Raw genomic sequence first — 17,914 nt, 5'->3', positions numbered from 1 at the left:
TTACTGCCATGCAGGGTTTTGTTTCAGCAGATTGTTAGCATTCACTTCACTTTGAGGAATGGGAAAATACTGGTTCCTCGCTTGCGGATTTCTCACGCGGTATACATCATTGACAGCCCCGGGAATCACCTGCCGGAAGGTATTGGTACGTGTAAGGTCATACCAGCGGTCACCTTCAGCAAACAGCTCCCAGCTACGCTCCTGTAATACCGCTGCAATGAACGCATCGCCACCCAGTCCTTCTGTCAGTCCATCCAATCCTGCGCGGGTCCTTACCCTGTTGATGTACTGATAAGCATTAGCCGTTGCGCCATTCAGCTTCGCTTCCGCTTCTGCAGCGATGAGATATACATCTGCCACTCTTAAGATAGGAATGTTGGTGCTATGAAGCCCACCAACAGAATTACGGTCTGCATATTTCTTCACCAGCACGCCATGTGTGGTAACAGGTGTAATAGCCGACTGCCGCACTGTCACACCTTGTTTGTTGACATAATTGGTATCCAGCAGCAGTCTCCGTTTATCCTTCGGATCGAATGAATCGAAGAAAGCCTGGTAAGCAAACGCTGATCCATAGGATGTGGCGCCATACGCAGGAGCAGCGCTTCCCGGCGGACCATACAAACTCATGATCTGAGAGCTGCGGCCATTGGTAACAGACTCTGCTTCGAATGCCCACAGGTTCTCCTTCCTCGCTGCATCTTCACGGGTAGCATCGTATACATCGGTCACATTGTCCATCAGCCCTATGCCTGTAGCACTGTTCAGCACCTTCTGCGCTTCACGCAGCGATACTGCCCAGTTCTCATTATAGAGCGCTGCCTTGGCATATAAGGCCGCAGCGGCTTCCTTACACGGACGGCCTTTTATCAGCGATCCGCTGTAGTCAGGCAGATTAGCCTCCGCAGAATCAAGATCCTGGAAGATCTGTCTGTATACATCTGCCTTAGGACTTTTGCTAACATAAGCATCATTGATCGACTGACTGGCTTTGATACGGATCACAACATCACCGAAGTTCTTTGCCAGGAACCAGTGGAAGAATGCCCGCAAAAAGTAAGCCTCTCCAATAATCCCCTTCTTACGCGCCTCATTACTCATCTTTGTATTGGGCACCTTCAGCAATACCCAGTTGGCATTTTCAATGCCTGCATAACAATTGTTCCATATATCAATAGGTGATTCGTTGGACCGGCCGTAGCTAACCACCGCACTATACTGGGGATCAAAACTAAAAAGTGTGTACGTATCCCGTCCCACAACGGGACGCGGATACACCTGGTCTGCACTGAAGTCAGGAACCAGCAATGCCGAAGGACCAGCATACAGATCGGCCAGCTCACTATATACTGCAGCCAGCGCGGCTTCCGCATCTTCTGCAGTCTGGTAAAAATTTTCTGTATAAATGGATGAATAGGGCGTCTCTTCCAGTTTACTGCAGGAAAAACAGGATAAGGTGAAGAGAGAGACAACACTATATCGTAAAAGTATGTTTCGCATGTTGAAGCATTTTTAAGAATGAGATATCAGAAACCTACCTGCAGTCCCAGCAGGAAAGAACGGGCAGTGGGATACACAAGGTTGTCCACTCCTATCTGTTTGTTGGAGTTGCCAAACGTGTTCACTTCCGGATCAAAACCGGTATAGTCAGTGATGGTGAACAGGTTGTTCGCACTTACATATACCCTTGCAGAACTGATATTCCTGATCTTTGGTAAACGGTATCCTACCGTGATATTCTTGCAACGCAGGAAGGAGCCGTCTTCCATGAAACGGTCTGTCAGCGGAATGCGTCCTCCCTGGAAACCGCTTACATATTCATTACTGGGATTCGTAGCTGACCAGCGATTCACCAGCGCTTTGTACATATTCCTGCTGCCCAGCGGGTTCTCGAAGGAATAACGTACAAGATTGTACACCTTATTCCCCTGTGTACCGGCAAAGAATGCACTGAGATCAAAACGTTTGAAACTCAGGTTAGTGGAAAATCCATAGATGAAGGAAGGATTGGCATTCCCTACAATTTCCTGGTCGCTGGCGCTGATCACATTATCCTTATTGAGATCCCTTACCTTTACCCCGCCAATACGGCTACCGGAGCCTTCCAGCACAGTTTCATCCTGTTGGTAGATGCCATTAAACATGTAGGTCTTGAACAATCCCAGGGGCTCGCCTACTCTCATTACCTGGTAATTACTCACCGCATATTCTGTTAGTCCGCCGTCAAGTCTGGTCAGTTTATTTCGATTCAGGGAGATGTTTCCTGCCACAGACCATCTTACTGCTTTATCGAGAATGATCGCATCCATTGACAACTCTATACCCTTGTTTTCCATACTTGCAAAGTTGCCGGTCACTTCATTGTATCCTGAAGAACCAGGCAATGTCTTCACAAAAAGCAGATCGTCTGTTTTCTTATGATAGATATCCGCTGTGACGTTTACGCGGTCTTTCCATAATCCCAGGTCAAAGCCGAAGTCAGCCTGAAGAGAGCGTTCCCATTTCAGGTCCTCATTGGCGATACCTGTAGGCCTGATACCGGTCATGGCTGCGTGATTAAAATAATACATGCCGGTAGTACCCTGTAGAGACAGCGATTTATACGCATCGATAGCACCTGCATTACCCGTCAAACCATAACTGAATCGGAACTTCAGATTACTGATAGTATTGCTGCCTTTCATAAAGGGTTCTTCCGAAGCCCGCCATGCGATAGCAGCTGCAGGAAAGAAACCGTATTTATTATTCTTACCGAACTTCGTAGAACCATCCACACGGGCAATCAGGTCCAGCATATATTTATCGCGGAAGCCATAGTTGATACGTCCCATGTAGGAGTCCAGCCTATCCCTGGAACGGCCGCTGCCCACCGTCCTTTCCGTGGCCAGCTGCACCGCTTCGTTGAGGGTGGCGTCATTAGGAAATTTACTGGCGCTGATCGTATTGGAGTTGGAGCTATTGGCCTGCGTAGCGAACAGACCAGTCACTTTCAGTGAGTGCTCTTTTGCAATACGCGTTTCGTATGTAATGATGCTTTCATGCAGTAAAACAATAGTGTTTGCATTGGTCTTTCCCGCAGTACCACCACCGGCAGCAAGATCGCCGCTGTTCATAATAGCGCGGGGAGAATAATAATCGTTCAGCGATCCTGATAATACAGGGTTGAAGTTAGCACGATAGGTAAGTCCCTTCAGAGGACTGATCTCTGCATAAATATTTCCCAGCGTCCTGTTGATCTTATCCCTGTTGAGGATCATAGACAGGCCTATGGGATTCACTACCTCGCGGTAACGGCCATTCTCCTGATCACCAAAGGGCCATATTTTGCCGTCTTCCCTGTAAGGCTTTAAGGTAGGCGGCGCACCCATAGCAGCCCCCAGGATGCTTTGGGTAATCACTCCCGCATCAATGCTGGTAGCCCCCGTAGGGATCGAGTTATTCACGACATAACTGGTCAGGATACTGGCCCCTACCCTTAGCAGGTCATTGACCCGGTGATCAAAATTCAGGCGGAAAGAATAACGGGTAAAGTCAGAGTTGATCACCACACCTTCCTGTTTGAAATAGTTACCAGACAGGGCAAACTGTGTTTTCTCCGAACCGCCTGCTACTGTGACCTGGTGATTCTGCATAGGTGCATCGCGGAAAATAAGATCCTGCCAGTCCACCCCCTCACCCAGTGCAGCAGGATTATCATAAATATTCGTCTTGAACACTTCATTCTCCAGCGCGGCAAATTCAGCCGCGTTCATCATCTCCATTTTCCGGGTAGTTTTCTGTACACCGTAATAGCCATCATAGCTGACCACCGTCTTACCGGCCTTACCGCGTTTAGTGGTGATCAACACTACTCCATTCGCCGCTCTCGCACCATAGATAGCCGTAGCAGAAGCATCTTTCAGTACCGCGACAGATTCTATATCATTGGGATTGACGATGGACAGGGAACTAACATCGTTAACTCCACCGGAATTTGACAGCTGTACACCATCCACTACATAAAGCGGCTCCGAAGTACCATTGATAGAGTTCACACCTCTGATGCGCATACTAATACTGCCTCCCGGGGCTGCGGAGTTCTGTGTGATCTGCACACCAGATACACGCCCCTGTAAGCCCTGTACCACATTAGAGATAGGCGTCTGTTTCAGATCAGCTGTTTTGACAGACGCAATCGCACCTGCCACATTTGCCTTCTGTTGTGTACCATAGCCCACTACCACCACCTCATCAAGATCTTTTTTACTGGCCTGCAGCACCACATTCAGCTGACTCCTGCCCGCAACAGGTATCTCCTGCGTGACGTATCCCGTGAAAGTGAAAACCAGTGAAACGTCTGCCTGTTTAAGCGACAATGAATAAGCGCCATCCGGCCCGGACACTGTTCCTGTGCCGGCCCCTTTTACCCTGACCGTAACCCCTGGCAGCGCCTCCCCGTTTTCAGCGCCCGTTACCCTCCCTTTCACAGTCAACTGCTGCGAAAAGGCAATTATTGGGAGCAGTAAGATTGGGAAAATTCCCATGAAATGAATAACGTGTTTTTTCATAACTGTGGTTCTAGGTTGTTAAGCCGGCATAAAATGAATAGTACCAGAATGCTGTATTTACCGGCATTTTCTACGTAACATGGAATTAAGATGGTTCAAATTTTCACAAACAATTTGATGGATCAAAATATTTTCAGGAGTTTTTTTGATGGGAACGGTTCCAATTTTTTGGGATAGTTCCCAAAAGCTTATTTTTATATCCCCGTTCACTAAAATCGTCCACGTATGAAGTCGAAGTACACGACCATTATAGATATCGCGCGTCAATTGAACATCTCCAAATCCACGGTTTCCCGGGCGCTCACGGGTCATCCCAACGTAAAGGAGCCCACCCGCAAGGCGGTGCTTGAACTGGCCAGTTCCATGGAATACCAGCGTAACTCGCTGGCGCTGGGCTTCAGCAAACACACCACCAATACCATCGGTATCATGGTGCCTGAGTTTATGTCTACGTATTTCCCATCTGTTATTGTAGGCGTGCAGGATGTGATGCAGGCGGCGGGTTACAATGTGGTGATCTGTCAGCAGAATGAATCCTATGAATCAGAAGTATCCAATATGAAGCTGTTGCTGTCTTATCGTGTGGATGGTATCATTGTATCGCATACAAAAGAGACGCGTAATTTCGATCACTTTACGCTGGCGCAGCGGAGAGGCGTGCCACTGGTGTTCTTCAACCGTGTACCAGACGATATGAATGTACCGAATGTGGTGGTCAACGATTATGAAGCTGCCTTCCAGGCAGTGGAACACCTTATTGCCATAGGGCGTAAGCGCATCGCTCATCTGGCAGGGCCGGAATCACTGGTAAATACGCGTTTGCGCAGACAGGGTTACCTTGATGCATTGAAGAAACATGACATCCCTTACAATCCTGATCTTGTATTGTCATACGACCTGACCACAGAAAAGGTGAAGATCTACATGAAACACTTCCTGGACCTGGCCACCCCGCCGGATGCCTTGTTCGCCATCAATGATCCTACTGCTATTGCAGCTATGGAAGTAGTAAAAGCAAAGGGATTAAGAATTCCTGAAGACATTGCCATTGTCGGTTTCAGCAATGACTTCTCGGCGCAGCTGGTATATCCTGGTCTTACAACAGTAGCGCAGCCCACTGCTGATATTGGTCGTACTGCCGCAGAGATGCTATTGCAGGAATTAAAAGCGAAGGTTAAAAATGATTATACTATCAAGAAAGCGCCTACGATACAGTTGCCCACGAAACTTATTGTTCGCGAGTCAACTGTATCGCCATCAAAATTGAGAAATAAATAAAGTTACTGTGCGATCTTTGTTAATAGTACGGTTACTGAATCCGGTTTTGATAAAAACGGAGAATGGCTGGTATTAAGCTGATAAAGGGATTTAATACCAGCTGCAGCGGCCATATGGTCCTGCAAAGCAGGTGATATTACATGGTCCTGTAAGGTCTTTATATATACTTTAGGAACTGAGCCATACTTTGCATCAGTAAGTATTACCTTATTCGTAAAAGGTATTGCCGGCTCAACCCTGTAATTGCTCAGTAAGCGTTGTTTCACTTCTTCTGAACCGTCCTGGATAAAGATATCAACAATGTTTTCATGTACGACATCGAGCGTCAGTTGATCAGATGAAGGCAACAGTGATTTGCCTAGCTGTGAACCGGCATCTGTTTGTGCAATATCTAACAAAGATTGGCCACTAGCGGGCAGGAAAGCACCTATGTAAACCAATTTTTCAATTTTTGAGGGCACCTGTTCAGCCACAGCTGAAATAACAACACCCCCCAGACTATGGCCTACGAGAATAGCTTTACCATTTACTTTCGACAATGCATCAATGACCTTATCCCTGTAAACATCAATAGTTAAATTTTGAGGTGCGGTCTGGTCAGCAGCATGACCTGGCAATGTTACAACGATCACCTTATGCCCTTCCCTTTCAAGGCCCAGCTTTACGGAATCCCAAACATACGGCGCCTGCCATGCCCCGTGTACAAGTACATAAGTTTTAGACGATAAACTTACATGATCATCATCTTTTGAACATGATGAAAGTACCACATTGTAACTAACTGCAAATAGCAGCATTAACATTATTTTATTCATAATTTATGTTGCCTGCTTATAAAGGCAACACAAAACTATCTTTGAAAACAATGGATAATTTTAACCGAAGTTAAAATTACAATGTACCCGGAACAACAATATATCATCTCAGAGATTGCTGCTTCTGCAATATACGTTTCCGGATCCTGCTTAGTGATGGACCTTCTATGCCGAGGTAGGATGCGATATGATATAAAGGCACAGACTGAACAATATCAGGATGTAACTTCAGCATTTCTGCATATCTGGCTTCCGGAGTTTTAAACAGAAAACCTTCCGTATTACTCATGACAACGTTAAGCGCCGACTCAGCGAATATTCTGCCGAAGCGTTCCCAGGCTGGTGAGGTTTTATAAAGGTGCTGAAGATCATCATAATGAATGTACATGATCTCCGATTCAGCCATTGATGCTGTAAAATATTCACAGCCTGTCTGGCTTAAAAAACTTTTGAACGAACTCATAAACTGGTCACTGGTAAAGAAAAGCATATTCCTTTCCGTACCGGACAGCTCATGATATTTGTATACGCGAAAAACACCTGAGAGCACAAAACCGAGATATTTGCAGACGTTTTTATACTCATTATAGAATTCCCCTTTCTTATAAGACCGATGTTGCCAGTAAGGAATTGATATAGCAAAACTCTCCTCATCCATATCAGACAACTGATGAATGACGTTCTTCAATCGTTCAATTCTGTCCATACGCTGGTTGTCCTTTTTTCTTACCGTAAGTGCCGTTCACATACAACGACTTGTTAAAATAATGATGTCTGCGCTTTGACGCTATTTCCGGACGATGGTTTGTTCATCTATTTCACGTTTCAGAATGTCAACCAGCATTTTCATCTGGGTAATATCTTTTGAAACCCGGGCAACCAATATCCCCCCTTCTATCATGGCATATGCTTTCAGGGCAAACTCACGGTAATTCCAGTTGGGGTTAAATATTCCGTCCGCCATTCCCTGCTCCAGGATATCCACCATTCCCTGCTGAACTGTACAAATAGTCTGATGTACTTTCTCCCTGATCACCGGGCTGGTATCATCCGCTTCCATACCAAAATTCATCATGGGGCAACCACCTTGTACCGGCGGATTAAGTGGATCACTTAAATAGTCCAGCAGACCAAAAAATTTCTCCTTCGCACCGGTATATTTTTCTGCTTCTGCAGATATTTTATCCATGAACTGTTTCAGATTCCAGTCAACCGCACAATAAGACAGCTCCTCCTTATTTTGAAAATGGACGTAAAGGCTCCCTTTTGCCATCTGCGTCACTTCCATAATGTCAGTAACTGCCGTGGCAGCGACGCCTTTTGTATTAAACAGTGGTGCTGTCTTTTCAATAATAAATTGCCTGGTTTTCTCCGCTTTGTTCATTCCTGATCGATTTTTGTCTTTACAAATATAGAATGAACGATTGTTCATTTTGTCATTTCCACGTAAAATAATACCCCATCCGCACAAATGAACGATCGTTCATTATATATTTACATCGTCAATCATAGCTGTGATACAGTAAACAATAAGTAATAACGCGTACAACAATACGCAGCTCTGCCAGGCTAAGCCTGATCAACTATCCCGGCAGACCAAAACTATCAGAATAGCAAGAAAGGAGTTCTTAAAAGGGACTATCTCAAATCCAAACACGATAATATAGTTAGATAAAATGAGTACTTACAAGACTTTAACTGCACCTACCCTGTTTGTGGATGTTGCAGGCGTAAAATTTGCATACCGCCGCTTTGGCAACAAGAATAACCTGCCATTAGTATTCTTTCAGCATTTTACGGGAACGCTGGACAATTGGGACCCTGCTGTACTGGATCCTCTTTCGGAAGAACGTGAGATCATCATATTTGACAACCGTGGCATTGCCGGTTCCGAAGGAGAACCTGCCACCACTACTGCTGAAATAGCCAAAGATGCAGTGGCTTTTATTGACAGCCTTGGACTGAAGAAAGTGGACCTGTTCGGCTTTTCCATGGGTAGTTTTGTAGCCCAGCAAGTGGCTGCAGACCATCCTGAACTGGTCAACCGTATTATATTGGTGGGTTCAGGTCCCAGGGGTGGTGAAGGACTGGAAACATTCCTGCCACAGGTATGGGCATTATTCGATAAGCAATACAATCAGCCGGATGAATTATTGCTCGATACCTTTTTTGCCCCCACAGCATCCAGCCAGGCAGCAGGATGGCGTTTCCTGGAACGCATCAGATCAAGAAAAGAAGACCGCGACCTTCCAATCAGTGACAAAGTTATTCCTGCGCAGCTTGCGGCCATTTCCGAATGGGGTAAAAAACGGGAGGGTTCTTATGAATATCTCGGCAAAATTGCTCATCCGGTCCTTGTCGTTAACGGAAAAGAAGATATTATTTTTCCGACAGTGAATTCTTATATTCTGCAACAGCATCTACCCGACGCACAGCTGATCATCTATCCTGATTCCAATCACGCTTCTCATTATCAGTTTCATGAGAATTTTGTGCTTCAGGCAAGACTGTTTCTGAACGGAACGCTATGATACAAGCAGCATATTTTATCTGCCAGGCATCAATATTTTGACCTGGTTCAAGACCACGGGTAAAGCGATTTGATCGCTTTACCCGTTAACACCTGGTATTTTTTCAGCAGGAAACATACTACCGCGATTAGTAAAATACTGTAACGCGAAAAGCTACCCGTATAAAACGGGCAGCTTTTTTTTTGCCATTGTATAAACCCCGATCAGATCATTCAAAATATGATCTATGCTTTCTGATAAATTCGCGTACACCCACCGGCTCCCGGCCAGTGATGTCTTTTACAGCAGTATTCGTTCCGGCAAACAAACCATTGCGGCAATCCTGCGCAACGTTTGAAATATGCTGTATAAAGTGTGGATGATATCCCTGCTTCGCGGCCTCAGTCTGGTAAGTCTCAATACTGATGGGCTCATAAGTAATCTTTCTGCCTAACTCCTCACTCAATATTTCCGCAAGCTCAAATACGTCATATTCTACGGGACCAAAAAGCGGATAAATTTTCCCTTCATGATCACCAGGCTTAACAAGCAAATCAGCAATCACCCTTCCCTGATCTTCTGCGGCAATAGGCGCATAACGCCCTTCACCAAACGGCAGGATGACTTTGTCAAGCTTCTTTATCGAATCACTGTAGATCAGCCATTCCGCAAAAAACGTGGGGCGAATATGGGTTACTTTCAATCCGGAGAGATCAAGCATACGCTCCGCCATCCAATGGTCCTGCGCAGCATTGCTCTTTGCTTCCCGCCTTGCTGAAATCTGAGACATGTTCACAATGCTGGTTACGCCTTCCTCTCTTGCAGCCTGAATAATATACGCGGTTCCTATAAGTATGCCGGGCGTTAATATCGGATAGATAAAGTACACACCGGTAATGCCCTTCATTGCCCGGCATACTTCGTGAAAGTCCAGCAAATCGCCCTGAACTACTTCAACTCCCATTTTTTCAAGTTTTGCAGAACGCTCGTCGAGTTTATGGACGAATGCTCTTACTTCTACTCCCTTCTCCAATAATGCCGGAATTGCATAACCGGCAGTGTAACCTGTTGCTCCTGTCACCAGGATTTTTTGCTTTTGGCTCATTATATACATATTTAATTTGCACGACACCGTCATGCAGAAAACATACCGATCGGTATATTTACAGTCAAAAAAAAGGTTTTAAATGTTCCATTCACAGAATAAATCCATCTGTCAATGACCGATTTATTCCATGTTAGATGAGACGATCATCCATCTCATTTTCAGAATACAAATCTAATAAAAAAACCAATCGGTATTTTTTATGAGGAAAATATTTTCAAAAAATAATTCCACCAGTAAGATAATTTACTGTTCAAATACTTCTCGATATTAATTACCATTTCATCAAAATACCCTACCACAAACAGTTTCTGTCAACATTACACAATTTATTTATTGGATCATATCGTTTTTCTTAAACAAAGAAAAACACATTCCTCCATCGTGTAGTTCAGGTATTTTAATACCTTTTGGTATATTTGTAAAATGGAAAATAAACTTTCTAAAGCAGATCGGACACGTCAGCATATTGTTGAAACCACTTCAGTTATCTTTAATATCAGAGGGTATGCCGGCACGTCTTTGTCCGATCTTACTGAGGCCTCCGGCCTGACCAAAGGAGGCATCTACTGCAATTTTTCTAACAAGGAGGAGATCGCACTTGCGGCGTTTGATTATAATTACGATAAGGTTTTCAATCAGATCTATAAAAAAGTAGCAGAGGCGACTACTTGCTATGACAAAATAATGGCTTATGTCAGGGTATACGAACAACTCTCCCGCAAGGGCTCACCCCAGGGAGGATGCCCAATTCTTAATACCTCCGTCGAAGCGGATGATACCAACAGTCTGTTGAAAAACCGGGCAGCCAAAGCTATTAATAAATGGAAAAAAGAATTGCAGGAATTACTTCAAACAGGTATTGGAAAGGGTGAATTTAAAACGAACTTTGATATAGTACAAATGGCGTTATCGATCATCGCGCTTATCGAAGGCGGGGTTATGATATCGAAAGTAACCAACAGTCAAACCAATCTGGACAAAATCCTTAAAACAGTTGGCATATTGCTGGAAGAGATCAAAATATAAGTCGAAAAACGTCCTACGGTGCTGCTGCCGACGAAGCTGATCGTCAGGGAATCTACCATGGTGAAAGAGAAAACAAAGAAACGGTAAGGACTACTTATCAATACCGTATTTGATCCCCACTTGCCTGAATAGCGCTTTTAGCATGTCCAGCTTCTGCTCGCACGGCTCTCCCAGAGATATTTCGTCGCTGCTTTCTCTTGTATTCTGGCATTCAAAACATATTTCAATGAAGGCTATCACTTTGCCATCACTGTCCCGAAACAATATCGCATTCCGGGGTATATAACATCCTGATCTACTCGTGGTCCAGATATTTCCCGTGTGGCCATAATTGTATAAAATATCCGTCAATGTGTCAATCTGAGCAAGCGTCATTGTCCTGATCTCTTTCATTCCCACTGGTATAGCCTTAATCGTGTCAGGGCTGTCCCTCTCCAAAAGCAAGCCAACATCTCTCATCTGCTCCTCTCCTTTAGTGAAGCTAAATTCGCCATTGTCGGTAATCTTCACTAGTCCATCAAAGGATATCATCTGGATCTGAGCAGACAGGTTAAAAGGATAATGCTTTATTCTTGACGCAAATGAAAAATGGGTTATCTGCGCGCAGTCCGGTTTATAGATCTTCCTGGGAAGTGGAGGTGGTGGTTTCTTCTGCGCATACAGCGATTGTGCCGTGAAAAGCAATACTGCATATGCAGGTATTTTTAATAGTCTTAAACTAATGCTGGGATGATGGGTTACTTCTTTCATAGTAGGGTTAGATTTAATAGTAAAATACGAATATAATCAACAAAACCAAATAGACTCCGGAGGAGCCATGGATCCATAATCCTGGGAACTGAATGATCCCCCTGCCCGTAAAAACGTAAAAAATACCCAAATACCAGTATGTTAATTCCCCCGGCATTAACTAACTTTGCCATATGTTCAAGAACGTGCGTTTTATTATCCCCTTGTTTATTATCTCCGTTTTATTGTCATCATGTTTTGAGATCGTTGAAGATGTAACAGTGAAAAAAGACGGTAGTGGAAGTATGAAGTTGACCCTCAATTTCAGTCAGAGCAAAACAAAGATCGGGGCAATTATGCTGATGGACAGCATTAATGGCTATAAGGTACCAAACCGCAATGAAATAGAGGACCAGATAGAACAGGCAGCGGCAAGGCTCAAAACCATCAGGGGTATCTCCAATGTAAGCCATACTGCCGACTTCACGAATTTCATTGCCAGCATCAACTTCTCTTTCAGGAATGTAGCAGATGTGAACAATCTTGTCAAAGAACTATTGGCTGAAACGGACATAAAGACTAAAATTCCCCTTTCCTACCGCTATAACCGGGAAGAAGCGCTGTTTTCAAAGGACTATACCTTCTCCCCGGATGTCAAAGAACAGTTTAACAGGCTGAAGGAACGGGACAAAGAAGTTTTCCGGACAGCCTCCTATATCAGCATCTTACGTTTCGAAAACACGATCAGCAGCTATAGCAACCAGGGGGCAAAGATGTCTAAAAATCAGCTGGCTATTATGCAACGTCTTCCGGTATCAGACCTGGTGAGTGGCAAAGCCAACATATCTAATCAAATCCAATTATCACGATAGAGCATGAAACGATTATTACAATTGGTAACCCTGGTAACCTGTGCCAGTTATACCGCCACAGCACAAGATCTTGCCTATAAGATCCCTGAAAAAGCATTCAGCGTATTTTCTGTAAAAAGCGATCAGCTGTTCAAACTATACCCCGCCGCCGAATTCAATAACAGCACGCTGGGAAAGAAGTTGCTCGCACAGTTATCCAAAACCACCGATAAAGATTACAAAAGCATAGAGGACCTGGGCATGAACCTGTCGTCCAGTGTTTACTACTATTACCTGGTGACGGATAGCATCAACTATCACGGCCTTTTAATACCACTTGCAGACAGCAAAAAGATAGACGCACTGTTCGCCAAACAAGCTGACAGCATCCAAAAAGTGAACGGTGTAAATATCCTGCCACGCACTAAACAGAAAACTGTGATCGCATGGAATGAGCAGTTCCTGTACCTGACCTATGGCACTGTAAACACCTACTTCCTCAAGGATTCTGCCAACGCTGTAAGGTATGGCATGCCTGTGTTGTCCAGCGACGACTATTACCAATACAACGAGGAAAACACTGACGCCACTGCCGCACCGGCAATAGATACCGTTGCTATGGCAGATATCCCCCAGGAAGGTGTAATGGATACAACAGCTTACCCGGATAGTGCTGTAGTGGAAATGCCTCCACCTCCGCCTGTAATTGAAAGTGCACCTCCTGTATCTGAAGCTCCTTCAGAAGAAACACCTGCTGAGGAAACACCCGTTGAAGATGTACAACCGTACGATTACGAGGAAAGGAAAAGAATGATAGACAGCATTGCCACCATCTGGCTCACCACTGCCACCCGGCAGATATTCGATAAGCGCAATACAGCGCCTTCCATTCTGAATAATCCATCTTATCTGCGCAGTGCTGACAACAGCGCCGTTGCTACTTACTGGATGGCAAACCTGGAAAGCCTTTATACTTCCTTCATCCCCTACAAGCTATTGAAATATGGCAACATCATGCGCGGCTACGGCAACATCAACGCCAGGCTGTACATGGGGAAAGAGAACATCCGCCTCACCAGCGAAATGGGATTGGATGCGGAGAAATCAGCCATGTATGAAAAGATCTGCGATCATAAGCTCAACAAAGATTTCCTGAAATATATCAAGAGCGACAGCCTGATAGGATTCATGAGCTATTCCTTCAATACAGAAGCATACATGAACGAAATGCCTAAACTGCTGCTACAGTCTTATGGTAGTAACAGGTATTCAGAAGAAATGGCCATCGCTGCCGATTTAGTATCTGTCATGCTGGATGAAAAAGCGATCGCCCAGGTAATAAAAGGTGATGCGTTGTTCCTGTTGACTAACCTCAGCGAGAAACAGGTTACCTATCAGACCTATAACTACAACGAGGAGACATTTGAATACAAGGATACTGTCATGACCAAAACAGAAACACTACCAGATTTTCTGTTTATGCTCTCTTCTGATGATACCCGCTTGTTTGAACGGCTGTTGAACTATGGCATCAGGAAAGAGAAGATCGTGCTCAATAACGGTATTTATTCCATCGCCCAGTCAAAGAAAAATCCGTTCACCATGCGTGCACTCATCAAAGACGGTATCGTATTCCTGGGCACCTCCCTGCAGGATCTCACTCAGATCCATGACGGTTCTTTCAAAGGTAGCCTTGACAAACAGCACAAAGAACTGCTGACGAAGAACAACATCGCCATGTTCTTTAGTCCAAAAAGTCTCAGCGCCAAAATGCCGGCGCGGGAGCTGGAAGACACAAACGAGAAGATCAGCAAACTGCTGGCCGGCGCCGGAAATGTATACATCACTTCCGCAGGATTAAAAGATGGGTATATCTCCGGTGATCTGACCATCGATGTTCCGAAAGGAGAAGAAAATGCACTGAAATACTTCCTTAACCTCATTGAGGATATGGATAAACTTAAATAGTGCAGCTTCAAGATAAACATGCTGACGACACAGCATAACAACAAATACGAATAAATCCGATTCATCTTAGTTGATTTTGAGGGTTTATAAATAATAAAAATTCACTTCATCAATGCCTTTGGGAAAGTCTCTTTCTCAAAGGCATTTTTCTTTCTATTTCTCTTGCACAATGCAATGTTAGGGAAGAATTTAAAGCGGTTTTGAAGAATGTATATAAAAGCCTCTAATCCTGACATAAAAGCCTTAAATCGCGTGATAAAAGCCTCTCGTGTATAAACTGTAATGCAAGTTTTTCGCCGTCACTATGCAAAACCTGCCAACACTGGTTCAAAAATGGTCCTTAACTGCGGAATATTATCCCTTAACGACGAAAAAGGTGAACTCATGATTTATGAAATAATTGCATATCGTATGTATATCGCCTGCATGTAACCAGGATACAACTTGCATGTAACTAGCATCTTCCTCCGTCTTTCCTCCGTTCTTCCTCCGTTCTTCCTCCGTTCTTCCTCCGTTTTTAACGTAAGAAGAACGGAGGAAGATCCTAATCATATGCTAGTTGTATGCAACTCATGTGAACGTGTTTTGATCCGGATCAGATTGACCCCCTGGGGTACATTTCATCCCCGGGGTGCCCCCGTTCCGGAATCCGGAGCGTACACCCATTCCCGTCCCGTCGTTATCTCCCCGCGCTACAAACACATGCAGAAGACAATTTACCAGCGTCAGACTGTTATTACTGCGGGTTAGATGGAGACTGCGGGCATTAGCCCTTGGAGAGCCCCTATACGATTGACAGGGGTTAAATAGTGTTCCAAAAGCCCATACGCTTGATAAGGCCAATACTTAGTGCTCGCAAAGGGGTACAGCCCGTAGTCCCATCTAACGCCGCAAGTATGTCAATCTTCCAATACCTACACGCTTGACAATGCTCAATACTTAGTACTCGCAAAGGGGTACAGCCCATAGTCCCATCTAACGCCGCAGGTATGTCAATCTCCCAGTACCCATACGCCTGGCAATGCTCAATACTTAGTGCTCGCAAAAGGCACATCCCACACGACAAGCATCTTCCTAATCCAATAATTCCAAAACTTTTGTATTTTCCCCCTCCAGGGGAACTACTTAGCATGCACGCTCATTCATACAGCGATAAAGAATTATTCCGGTTAATCTCGGAAGGCGACGAAAATGCCTTCCGCCAGCTGTTCCATCACTACGTACCCCAGTTGCAGCCACTGGCCCGGCATATTACAAAGATAGACGCTGTAGCTGAAGACATCATCCAGGAAACATTCCTGAAATTATGGATCAGCCGGGATAAGCTGTCAACAATAGAAAATCCCCGCTCATGGCTGCTGAAGATCGTTTTTCACCAATCATTCAGTTACCTGCGACGACAGGCGGTACATGACAAAGCAATAAACAAACTGGGAGAAGACCAGGAATTATTCACCCCGGAAACCAATCTCGCCTATACGACCATGGTGAAGCTGATCGGGGAAGCAGTAGCGCAATTACCGCCACAGGCAAAACGAATCTACCTCCTGAGCCGGGAAAAAGGGATGAAGATCCCGGAGATTGCAGATGAGCTGTCACTATCCCCTAATACCGTAAAAAATTCACTTGTACGATCCCTGCAAACGATCAGGAAATACCTGGAACAGGCAGGACACCTGCTCCCTTTTCTCTTGTTGTGGTTGCTGGAACTCTGACGCCTGAAATTTTTTTTTCACCCAATAGGTCCTTTTCCCTTACTTACGCGTCTGTTGAAACGAAGGCCAGTTGTTCCGGGGGGAACAAAGACCACGTTTCATGAGAAAAAGCCACGTTAAAAAACTGATTTTCAGTACATGACAGACCGTTTATCATACCTGGTAACACAGGTGTTACAGCAGGCTGCCACGGCAGATGAGCTGCAGGAGCTTTCCAATCTCCTGGAGGCTGATGGAGATGGTGTCATTTCCCGGCAAATAGAGGCATTATTAACGCAGGATATTGGAACAGGCAATATACCATATGATCATCAGCACTGGGACAATATCGCCAGCAGCATTTTGACGGCAGACAAGCCTGCTCAGACGCCATTAGTCCCCATCCGCGGCAATGGCAGGTGGCGTTGGGGTGTAGCTGCCTGTGTAGCATTATTCTTAGCGTCAGGCGGCGCCTGGTATTTGTTGCAGTATAAAGTTGTAAGGCCTATTGCCAACGTTGAGCAACAACAACACCAGGCAGACATTCCGCCCGGTGCAGACAGGGCCACGCTTACACTCGCAGATGGTACCGAAATTCCATTGGATAGTGCAACGCAAAACACATTGGCAAAACAAGGCAATACCATCATCAGTAAGCCCGGCAATGGCCGGCTGGCATATCAGTCAGGGTCTGTCCTATCCCAGGAAATCCCGCAATACAATATCCTGCGCACGCCCAGAGGCGGACAATTCCAGGTGCAACTACCAGATGGCAGCAAGGTATGGCTGAACGCCTCCAGCAGCCTGCGCTATCCCGTTGCTTTTACAGGCAACGCCAGAACCGTGGAGCTGAACGGAGAAGCCTACTTCGAGATCGCAGCCAATGCAACACAGCCCTTTATTGTGAAAGCCGCCCACACCAATATACAGGTGCTCGGTACACAATTTAATGTAATGGCCTATGAAGACGAGGCCAGCATTAAAACCACGCTGCTCACCGGCGCTGTGAAAGTGAACGATAAACGGCTGTACCCCGGTCAGGGCGCGAGTATCGACAGGCAGAGCGGAGCTTTATCCATGCAGGAGCATGTGAATACAGAAGCCGTCATTGCCTGGAAAAATGGTCTTATACAGCTTGAAGGCGAGGACATCCACGCCGTTATGCGGCTTATCACCCGCTGGTATGATGTGAGCGTAACATACAATGCACCTGTTAATGCACACTTCAGAGGTATCATTCCCCGGAATGTACCCTTATCGCAGGTGTTGAAAATGCTGGAAATGACAGGAGAAGTACACTTTACAGTAGCGGACAAACGGATCATTGTTTCACCATAAAATTCCACCTTACAAAAGCCTATAGATAGCATGAGTACCTGATATCCTTT

General features: G+C 45.2%; 14 protein-coding genes. 7 read left to right on the top strand and 7 right to left on the bottom strand.

What is annotated here, in order from left to right:
• Positions 1-1,500, bottom strand: a complete 1,500-nt coding sequence (locus F3I09_RS19815; protein ID WP_149696782.1) for a RagB/SusD family nutrient uptake outer membrane protein — start codon at positions 1,498-1,500, stop codon at positions 1-3.
• A 26-nt stretch (positions 1,501-1,526) separates the two neighbouring features.
• Complete coding sequence (locus tag F3I09_RS19810) at positions 1,527-4,547, bottom strand: TonB-dependent receptor (RefSeq protein WP_149696781.1); 3,021 nt, start codon at positions 4,545-4,547, stop codon at positions 1,527-1,529.
• Between the two features lie 225 nt (positions 4,548-4,772).
• Here F3I09_RS19810 and F3I09_RS19805 point away from each other — a divergent pair, with 225 nt between their 5' ends.
• The gene (locus F3I09_RS19805) at positions 4,773-5,825 is read left to right on the top strand and encodes a LacI family DNA-binding transcriptional regulator (RefSeq protein ID WP_149696780.1); all 1,053 of its coding nucleotides are present in this window, start codon (positions 4,773-4,775) and stop codon (positions 5,823-5,825) included.
• A 2-nt stretch (positions 5,826-5,827) separates the two neighbouring features.
• Here the strand turns inward: F3I09_RS19805 and F3I09_RS19800 are convergent, their stop codons facing one another.
• The 3 genes from F3I09_RS19800 to F3I09_RS19790 form a co-directional block, all read right to left on the bottom strand.
• Complete coding sequence (locus F3I09_RS19800) at positions 5,828-6,622, bottom strand: alpha/beta fold hydrolase (protein WP_223233306.1); 795 nt, start codon at positions 6,620-6,622, stop codon at positions 5,828-5,830.
• Positions 6,623-6,743: 121 nt separating this feature from the next.
• A complete protein-coding gene (locus F3I09_RS19795) occupies positions 6,744-7,346 on the bottom strand; it encodes a Crp/Fnr family transcriptional regulator (protein ID WP_149696778.1) in 603 nt (200 codons plus the stop codon).
• A gap of 81 nt (positions 7,347-7,427) precedes the next feature.
• Positions 7,428-8,024, bottom strand: coding sequence for a TetR/AcrR family transcriptional regulator (locus tag F3I09_RS19790; RefSeq protein WP_149696777.1), 597 nt, complete (start codon positions 8,022-8,024; stop codon positions 7,428-7,430).
• A 292-nt stretch (positions 8,025-8,316) separates the two neighbouring features.
• Here F3I09_RS19790 and F3I09_RS19785 point away from each other — a divergent pair, with 292 nt between their 5' ends.
• The gene (locus tag F3I09_RS19785) at positions 8,317-9,171 is read left to right on the top strand and encodes an alpha/beta fold hydrolase (protein WP_149696776.1); all 855 of its coding nucleotides are present in this window, start codon (positions 8,317-8,319) and stop codon (positions 9,169-9,171) included.
• A 208-nt stretch (positions 9,172-9,379) separates the two neighbouring features.
• Here F3I09_RS19785 and F3I09_RS19780 read toward each other — a convergent pair whose 3' ends face one another.
• Positions 9,380-10,255, bottom strand: coding sequence for an NmrA family NAD(P)-binding protein (locus tag F3I09_RS19780; protein ID WP_149696775.1), 876 nt, complete (start codon positions 10,253-10,255; stop codon positions 9,380-9,382).
• 426 nt (positions 10,256-10,681) lie between these two features.
• Between F3I09_RS19780 and F3I09_RS19775 the strand changes: the two genes are divergently transcribed.
• Positions 10,682-11,284, top strand: a complete 603-nt coding sequence (locus F3I09_RS19775) for a TetR/AcrR family transcriptional regulator (RefSeq protein ID WP_149696774.1) — start codon at positions 10,682-10,684, stop codon at positions 11,282-11,284.
• A gap of 90 nt (positions 11,285-11,374) precedes the next feature.
• Here the strand turns inward: F3I09_RS19775 and F3I09_RS19770 are convergent, their stop codons facing one another.
• Positions 11,375-12,034, bottom strand: coding sequence for a hypothetical protein (locus tag F3I09_RS19770; RefSeq protein WP_149696773.1), 660 nt, complete (start codon positions 12,032-12,034; stop codon positions 11,375-11,377).
• 173 nt (positions 12,035-12,207) lie between these two features.
• Here F3I09_RS19770 and F3I09_RS19765 point away from each other — a divergent pair, with 173 nt between their 5' ends.
• The 4 genes from F3I09_RS19765 to F3I09_RS19750 all read left to right on the top strand — a co-directional run bounded on the left by F3I09_RS19765 (position 12,208) and on the right by F3I09_RS19750 (position 17,864).
• Positions 12,208-12,885, top strand: coding sequence for a hypothetical protein (locus F3I09_RS19765; protein ID WP_149696772.1), 678 nt, complete (start codon positions 12,208-12,210; stop codon positions 12,883-12,885).
• A gap of 3 nt (positions 12,886-12,888) precedes the next feature.
• A complete protein-coding gene (locus F3I09_RS19760; RefSeq protein ID WP_149696771.1) occupies positions 12,889-14,832 on the top strand; it encodes a hypothetical protein in 1,944 nt (647 codons plus the stop codon).
• A 1,130-nt stretch (positions 14,833-15,962) separates the two neighbouring features.
• Positions 15,963-16,547, top strand: a complete 585-nt coding sequence (locus tag F3I09_RS19755) for an RNA polymerase sigma factor (protein ID WP_188133880.1) — start codon at positions 15,963-15,965, stop codon at positions 16,545-16,547.
• A 138-nt stretch (positions 16,548-16,685) separates the two neighbouring features.
• The gene (locus F3I09_RS19750) at positions 16,686-17,864 is read left to right on the top strand and encodes a FecR family protein (RefSeq protein ID WP_149696769.1); all 1,179 of its coding nucleotides are present in this window, start codon (positions 16,686-16,688) and stop codon (positions 17,862-17,864) included.
• Positions 17,865-17,914: the final 50 nt, after the last annotated feature.

It is taken from the genome of Chitinophaga sp. CF418 (genome assembly GCF_900142925.1).
Classification (GTDB): Bacteria; Bacteroidota; Bacteroidia; order Chitinophagales; family Chitinophagaceae; genus Chitinophaga.
This window is presented reverse-complemented; position numbering and strand designations above follow the sequence as displayed.

Bases quoted from the DNA above. Each gene is read 5' to 3' on its own strand.
- F3I09_RS19815 (WP_149696782.1), bottom strand. From the start codon at position 1,500: ATGCGAAACATACTTTTACGATATAGTGTTGTCTCTCTCTTCACCTTA.
- F3I09_RS19800 (WP_223233306.1), bottom strand. From the start codon at position 6,622: ATGCTGCTATTTGCAGTTAGTTACAATGTGGTACTTTCATCATGTTCA.
- F3I09_RS19805 (WP_149696780.1), top strand. From the start codon at position 4,773: ATGAAGTCGAAGTACACGACCATTATAGATATCGCGCGTCAATTGAAC.
- F3I09_RS19770 (WP_149696773.1), bottom strand. From the start codon at position 12,034: ATGAAAGAAGTAACCCATCATCCCAGCATTAGTTTAAGACTATTAAAA.
- F3I09_RS19775 (WP_149696774.1), top strand. From the start codon at position 10,682: ATGGAAAATAAACTTTCTAAAGCAGATCGGACACGTCAGCATATTGTT.
- F3I09_RS19780 (WP_149696775.1), bottom strand. From the start codon at position 10,255: ATGAGCCAAAAGCAAAAAATCCTGGTGACAGGAGCAACAGGTTACACT.
- F3I09_RS19750 (WP_149696769.1), top strand. From the start codon at position 16,686: ATGACAGACCGTTTATCATACCTGGTAACACAGGTGTTACAGCAGGCT.
- F3I09_RS19790 (WP_149696777.1), bottom strand. From the start codon at position 8,024: ATGAACAAAGCGGAGAAAACCAGGCAATTTATTATTGAAAAGACAGCA.
- F3I09_RS19785 (WP_149696776.1), top strand. From the start codon at position 8,317: ATGAGTACTTACAAGACTTTAACTGCACCTACCCTGTTTGTGGATGTT.
- F3I09_RS19760 (WP_149696771.1), top strand. From the start codon at position 12,889: ATGAAACGATTATTACAATTGGTAACCCTGGTAACCTGTGCCAGTTAT.
- F3I09_RS19755 (WP_188133880.1), top strand. From the start codon at position 15,963: ATGCACGCTCATTCATACAGCGATAAAGAATTATTCCGGTTAATCTCG.
- F3I09_RS19765 (WP_149696772.1), top strand. From the start codon at position 12,208: ATGTTCAAGAACGTGCGTTTTATTATCCCCTTGTTTATTATCTCCGTT.
- F3I09_RS19795 (WP_149696778.1), bottom strand. From the start codon at position 7,346: ATGGACAGAATTGAACGATTGAAGAACGTCATTCATCAGTTGTCTGAT.
- F3I09_RS19810 (WP_149696781.1), bottom strand. From the start codon at position 4,547: ATGAAAAAACACGTTATTCATTTCATGGGAATTTTCCCAATCTTACTG.